Genomic DNA, 6,063 nt, shown 5'->3' on the forward strand with positions numbered 1-6,063 from the left:
ATCTTGGTGAACGCCGCGGGAGTCGAGCGCTTCAAGCGCTTCACCGACATCACGTTCGACGACTGGCAGCACATCATCGACGTCAACCTCAACGGCGTCTTCCACTGTGTGCAGGCGGTGTTGCCCGACATGATCGAGGCCGGCTGGGGCCGCATCGTGAACATCTCCTCGTCCAGCACTCATTCGGGGCAGCCCTACATGGCGCCGTATGTGGCGGCCAAGTCGGCCGTCAACGGGCTTACCAAGTCGCTGGCGCTCGAATACGGGCCGAGTGGCATCACCGTGAACGCGGTACCGCCGGGTTTCATCGACACGCCGATGCTGCGCAAGTCCGAGGCCCGCGGCTACGTCGTCGTCCAACAGAACATCGACGCAACCCCGGTGCGCCGCATCGGCAGACCCGAAGACATCGCCGCCGCGTGCGCGTTTCTCATCTCCGAGGAGGCCGGCTACATCACCGGCCAGATCCTCGGGGTCAACGGCGGACGAAACACCTGAATACAGCATCTGACCGGAGGACATCATGAAGGTCTTTGTTGATTCGCAGCGCTGCCAGGGGCACACGCTGTGCTCGATGATCGCCCCGGATTCGTTCGAACTGAGCGACATCGACGGCACCTCGTCGCCGGTCAACGAGGTGGTTCCGGCCGATCAGGAAGACGCGGTGCGCGAAGCCGTGCACTCGTGCCCAGAGCAGGCCATCTCGATCGAGGAGACCTCTTGAGCCTCAACGAAATCGATCCCAAGAAGAACCGTTACCACTTCGATCGCCACACGCCGGATTACCGGCTGCAGTTCGAGAAGATCACCGAGGAAATGCACGAGAAGTGCCCCATGGCGTGGACGGACACGTACAACGGACACTGGGTCGCGGCCGGCAGCAAGGAAGTCTTCGAGCTGGCTCGGTGCCCGGCCGTCTCCAACCATCACGATCTCACCGGAGAGACACCGTACGGGGGCATCGCCATCCCAAAGGCGAAGCGCGCCGCCGGGGTCCGAGGCGGAATCTTGGAGATGGACGATCCGGAGCACCGCACCTACCGCGCCGTGCTGAACCCGTATCTGTCCCCTGCCGCGGTGAAGCGGTGGGAGCCCTTCGTCGACGAGATCGTGCGAGCCTGCCTCGACGAGAAGATCGAAAGCGGCAGCATCGATTTCGTCGACGACCTCGCGAACATCGTGCCGGCCGTGCTGACGTTGGCGATGATGGGCATCGAACTGAAGAAGTGGTCGCTCTACAGCGAACCGACCCACGCCTCCGTCTACACCCCGGAGGACTCCCCCGAGATGGACCGCGTTATCGAGATGCGTCGGGAGATGGGTATCGATCTGCTGACGCGCATGGTCGAGATCCGGGATAACCCCCGGCCCGGCCTGGTGAACGCATTGCTCGAATTGAAGATCGACGACGAACCGGCCCCCGACATCGAAATCATCGGCAATCTCGGCCTGATCATCGGCGGCGGTTTCGACACCACGACGGCTCTGACCGCGCATGCACTCGAGTGGCTCTCCGAAAACCCGGACCAGCGCGACAGGCTGAGCAAAGACCGCGACACGCTGCTGGATCCGGCCACCGAGGAGTTCTTGCGCTTCTTCACCCCGGCGCCGGGTGACGGCCGCACCTTCTCCGAGGATGTCGAGATCGAGGGCACGAAATTCAGCGGGGGCGAGCGGCTGTGGATCTCCTGGGCAATGGCCAACCGCGATCCATCGGTGTTCCGTGGCCCGAACGACCTGATCATAGATCGAAAAGGTAACCGTCACTTCAGCTTCGGCATCGGCGTCCACCGCTGCGTCGGATCGAACGTGGCGCGCACGGTATTCAAGTCGATGCTCACCGCAGTGCTTGACCGGATGCCGGATTACCAATGCGACCCCGAAGGTGCCGTGCACTACGAGACCATCGGCATCATCCAGGGCATGCGCCGGTTGCCTGCGACGTTCACGCCGGGTCCGCGCATCGGCACAGGCCTCGACGAGACGCTGGAGCGGCTACAGCGGATCTGCGACGAACAGGAACTCGCCCGGCCGATCACCGAGCGCAAGGAAGCGGCCGTCATCGACTGAAATCATCCAGATTCGCCCGCCAGGTGATTTGATGGGCAACCGGTGAGGAAATGGACGGAGGAACGACCATGAAGTCCATGACGGTCGTGACCGCGGCGGCCGCTCTTACGGCGGCTGCGTGCGTGATCGCCCCGCCAGCGCACGCCATGATGCAGCCGGGGAATTACGACGTGGAGACCAACAGGTACACCCAGGCGTCGTGGGTGTGGTTCGTCTCCGGGTGTCAACGACCCGCGGCGGAGACCGACCCGAACTGCATCGACATCAGCGCGATCCCGCGACTGAAGTTCTATGCCTACTACGACGGCGACGCGTACCTGGCCGACGGCCGATATACGTTGACGGTCGACGTGCCCGACGGCCTGCGATGCCCGGGGCACAACATGCCGACCCGCGACACGTACTCGTGGGATGAGGTCACGCTGTTCGGAACCATCGACTCGGTCTACGACGTCGGGTGTTTCGGCGGTCCGCCGGGGACCCAGTTCTGGACGTTTTTGCTGCGGCGGCTCTGAGGGTTCACACGCCTGGCGGGGGGACGAATCCGCCGAGCAGTTCTCGAGGCTGCCGGGCTCACGCTGGCGCAATGGCAGGAGAACTGGGAGGCTGCCCGCTACCGGATCGCGGCCAACGGTTCCGGCGATGAACCGTTCGGCAACCTGACCATCACCGTCACCCCGAACGGGCACGTCAGCCTGCGCCTGCCCAGGCCGTTGGAGCATTTGGCCAACGCCAAGCACGGCCGCTACGTGCTGTCCAGCACCGCGAGGTTTTCCTACCGAGCCGACGGTTGGGGCGCATCACCGGTGCACAGTCGGTGTCCTACATGATCACCCGCAAGCCGGGCCGGGCCGGCCGTTACCTCACCGCATCCTGGGCCACCCCACCGGACCCGGACTGCGCGGCGGCGGGGTCGGGCTGTCCGCCCTAACCGCGGCGGCCGGGATCCGGCTGTTCGCGGTCAACCCCGCCTACACCAGCGTGTGGGGCGAGCAGCACTGGCGCAAACCCTACGAGAACGTCACCCGACACCAGGCAGCCGCCACGGTGATCGGGCGTCGCGCCCAAGGCCATAAGGCACGGCGTCGGGAAGGTGTGACACGCACGCGACCAGAGGATCGCGTCGTGAGAGCTACCAACCAGACCGCGCCCCACCGCCAGCGGGCGACCGGTAGCCGACACCAGCCAGGGACGCCAGGAACCAAATCTCGCCCGCCCGGCCAATGTCGCGTCGGCGGATGGCCTCGGCCAACGCGTGAGCGGGCTGCAATCCGATGTCGGTCATGGTGTGCGCGTCATCGTTAGTTCAACCAACCGACCTCGCGCAGGAAGCTCTGGGTGTGGGCTATCCGACCGGTCAACGATTTCGGATCGCCGGTGCACAGCACGAAGGCGGTCTGGGTGATGAGCTCGATGTCTTCGGTGTCGAACTTGGCCAGATCCAACGTGCCGGCCCCCGGCGTGGCGACCGGATTCGTCGGCGCCGCGGCGTTCACCGCGATACCGTCGTGATAGAGCTCGGCCGCAAGGCTTTTCGTCAGCCGGTTGAGCGCGGCCTTCACCGTGCCGTACGCACCGAAGCCGGCCGCGCGGTCGAAATCGGAGAACGGCGGGCCGGCAGGCAGGTCGCCACCGACGGATGTCACATTAAGCACCCAGCCGGCGCCGCGCTCGCGCATGGCCGGGATCGCCAACTGCGTCAAATGCAGTGGCGCCAGCACGTGCATCTCCATCATCAGCCGGACCCGCCGCTCCGGAAACTCGTCGAGCGGCCGAAGGAACGTGACGGCGGCGTTGTTGACCAGAATGTCGGGCGCGCCAACGTGTTCGACCACCTCGCCGAACAGCCGCTCGCGGTCTTCGACCTTGGACAGATCGGCCTGAATCGCGATCGCCGACCCACCGGCCCCTTCGATCTCCTCGAGCGTCTGGGAAAGCGACCCTTGATATTTGGGGTCGGGCTCCAGGGTGCGTGCCGTCAACGCGACGGTCGCACCTTCGCCGGCCAATCGTTGCGCGATGGCCTTGCCGAGGCCACGGCTGCTGCCGGTCACCAAGGCCACCTTGCCGTCACACGGTGCGGGCAATTTGAAGACCTCCCTGGGTCAGGTGCGGGGAATCCCCGCAAGCTTGTCGGCGAACTTCGCCTCCGCCGCCGCCCGCAGCCGCAGCAGGTGCTCCGACGGAAACATGTCGGGTGCCGCCTTGTGTTCCTTGAGCAACAACCGGGCCAAGGTCACCTTGTGCACCTCGGTCGGCCCGTCGGCGAGCCCGAGGACGAACGACTCCACCAGATACTGGACGAACGGCATTTCGTGGGTGGTGCCCAGCGAACCGTGCAGCTGCAGAGAACGCGCCGACACGTCGTGCAGCACCTTCTGCATCATCGCCTTGACCGCTGAGATGTCCGCGCGGACGGCCTTGTAGTCGTTGTGCTGATCGATCTTCCACGCTGTCTGCAGGGTGAGCAGGCGGAACGCCTCGATCTCCATCCATGAGTCGGCGATCATCTCCTGGACCAGTTGCTTGTCGGACAACATCTGGCCCTGGGTATACCGGGACACCGCCCGCTCGCAGAGCATGTCGAAGATGCGCCGGACCAGTCCGACCGTCCGCATGGCGTGGTGGATCCGGCCGCCGCCCAGACGGGTTTGAGCGACCACGAAGGCGCCGCCTCGGGGGCCGAGCATGTGGTCGGCGGGGACCCGGACGTCTTCGTACCGGACGTAGCCCTCACGGCCGCCGCCAAGCGGCTGGTAACCCAATCCGACGTCGCGCAGCACGTTGATGCCCGGCGTCTCGCCGGGTACCACGAACATCGAATGACGTTCGTACGGCGGCGCATCCGGGTCGGTCATCGCCATCACGATGATGAACGAGGCCATCGATGCGAATGACGAGAACCACTTCTCGCCGTTGATCACCCAGTGATCACCGTCCTGGACCGCGGTTGTGGTGAACACCTTGGGATCGGCGCCGCCCTGGGGCTCGGTCATCGAGAAGCACGACACGATCCGGTTGTCCAGAAGCGGCTCCAGGTAACGGTCCTTCAGTTCCGGCGTTCCGTAGTGAGCCAGGATCTCACTGTTGCCGGAATCGGGTGCCTGCGCGCCGAACACGATCGGCGCGCACTCGGAACGGCCCAGGATCTCGTTGAGCAGCGCCAGCTTCACCTGACCGTACCCGGGTCCGCCCAAATGCGGGCCGAGGTGGGTGGCCCACAACCCGCGGTCCTTCACGATCTTCTGCAGCGGCGGAATGAGCGCCTGGCGCACCGGATCGTTGAGGTCATGCGACTCCTTGACGATCAGATCGATCGGCTCGCACTCCGACCGCACGAAGTCGTCCACCCAGGCCAGCTGCTCCGACCACTCGGGGTCGGTGGAGAAGTCCCACGCCACTGGTCGTCCTTCCGTCGGTGTTCAGTTGCTCTGCCGGGCTATCCCGGAATCGAGCACCTCGGTGATCTCAGCATCGTCCAGCCCCAAACCGGCCAGAATGCCGCGGGTCTGGTCGCCCGGCAACGCGGGTCCGGTCGGCGTCGCGGGCTGCGTCCGCGAGAAGCGCGGCGCCGGCGCGGGCTGCACAACGCCGTCGATCTCGACGAAGGTGCCACGCGCCGCGTTGTGCGGGTGCTGCGGTGCTTCGGTGAGGCTGAGCACGGGTGCGGCGCAGCATCCGGGCGAACTGAGTTCCCGTTCCCACTCGGCGCGGGTCTTGTCCCGGAACCGTGCCGCCAGCACCGGGCGGTGCGCGGCCCACGCGGCCGGCTCGTTCTCGTCGTGCGGCACCGTGACGTCGAGGCGCTGACACAACTCGGCATAGAACGCGGGCTCCATGGCTCCGACGGCGACGTGCTTTTGATCCGCGGTTTCATAGACGCCGTAGTAGTGCGCGGCGCCGTCCAAGGCGTTGGCGTGCCTGCGGTCTCGCCACGTGCCGGCGGCCACCATCCCGTAGTACGGCGCCATCAACGCGGCGGCACCGTCCACC

The 6,063-nt window shown here is 65.6% G+C and carries 8 protein-coding genes; 5 read left to right on the forward strand and 3 right to left on the reverse strand.

The annotated features are described in order from the left end of the window. The 5 genes from ACRDU5_RS16080 to ACRDU5_RS16100 form a co-directional block, all read left to right on the forward strand. The coding region (locus ACRDU5_RS16080) for an SDR family NAD(P)-dependent oxidoreductase (RefSeq protein ID WP_526615623.1) at positions 1–498 on the forward strand (498 nt) is incomplete at its 5' end. Positions 499–523: 25 nt separating this feature from the next. Continuing rightward, positions 524–724 carry a ferredoxin gene (locus tag ACRDU5_RS16085; protein ID WP_526615624.1) on the forward strand — a complete coding sequence of 67 codons (201 nt, stop codon included), beginning with the start codon at positions 524–526 and terminating at the stop codon, positions 722–724. After that, positions 721–2,070, forward strand: a complete 1,350-nt coding sequence (locus tag ACRDU5_RS16090) for a cytochrome P450 (protein WP_526615625.1) — start codon at positions 721–723, stop codon at positions 2,068–2,070. Before ACRDU5_RS16085 ends, ACRDU5_RS16090 begins: the two co-directional genes overlap by 4 nt. A gap of 68 nt (positions 2,071–2,138) precedes the next feature. After that, the gene (locus ACRDU5_RS16095) at positions 2,139–2,585 is read left to right on the forward strand and encodes a hypothetical protein (protein WP_526615626.1); all 447 of its coding nucleotides are present in this window, start codon (positions 2,139–2,141) and stop codon (positions 2,583–2,585) included. Between the two features lie 275 nt (positions 2,586–2,860). Next, positions 2,861–3,001, forward strand: a complete 141-nt coding sequence (locus ACRDU5_RS16100) for a hypothetical protein (protein ID WP_526615628.1) — start codon at positions 2,861–2,863, stop codon at positions 2,999–3,001. Between the two features lie 370 nt (positions 3,002–3,371). Here the strand turns inward: ACRDU5_RS16100 and ACRDU5_RS16105 are convergent, their stop codons facing one another. The 3 genes from ACRDU5_RS16105 to ACRDU5_RS16115 all read right to left on the reverse strand — a co-directional run. Next, positions 3,372–4,157, reverse strand: a complete 786-nt coding sequence (locus tag ACRDU5_RS16105) for an SDR family NAD(P)-dependent oxidoreductase (protein ID WP_526615629.1) — start codon at positions 4,155–4,157, stop codon at positions 3,372–3,374. An 18-nt stretch (positions 4,158–4,175) separates the two neighbouring features. After that, positions 4,176–5,471, reverse strand: a complete 1,296-nt coding sequence (locus ACRDU5_RS16110; RefSeq protein ID WP_526615630.1) for an acyl-CoA dehydrogenase family protein — start codon at positions 5,469–5,471, stop codon at positions 4,176–4,178. A gap of 21 nt (positions 5,472–5,492) precedes the next feature. Continuing rightward, positions 5,493–6,063: CoA transferase (locus tag ACRDU5_RS16115; protein WP_526615631.1), on the reverse strand; the 571-nt coding region annotated here is incomplete at its 5' end.

Source organism: Mycobacterium sp. (assembly GCF_050701515.1).
Taxonomy (GTDB): domain Bacteria; phylum Actinomycetota; class Actinomycetes; order Mycobacteriales; family Mycobacteriaceae; genus Mycobacterium.

Bases quoted from the DNA above. Each gene is read 5' to 3' on its own strand.
- ACRDU5_RS16085 (WP_526615624.1), top strand. From the start codon at position 524: ATGAAGGTCTTTGTTGATTCGCAGCGCTGCCAGGGGCACACGCTGTGC.
- ACRDU5_RS16095 (WP_526615626.1), top strand. From the start codon at position 2,139: ATGAAGTCCATGACGGTCGTGACCGCGGCGGCCGCTCTTACGGCGGCT.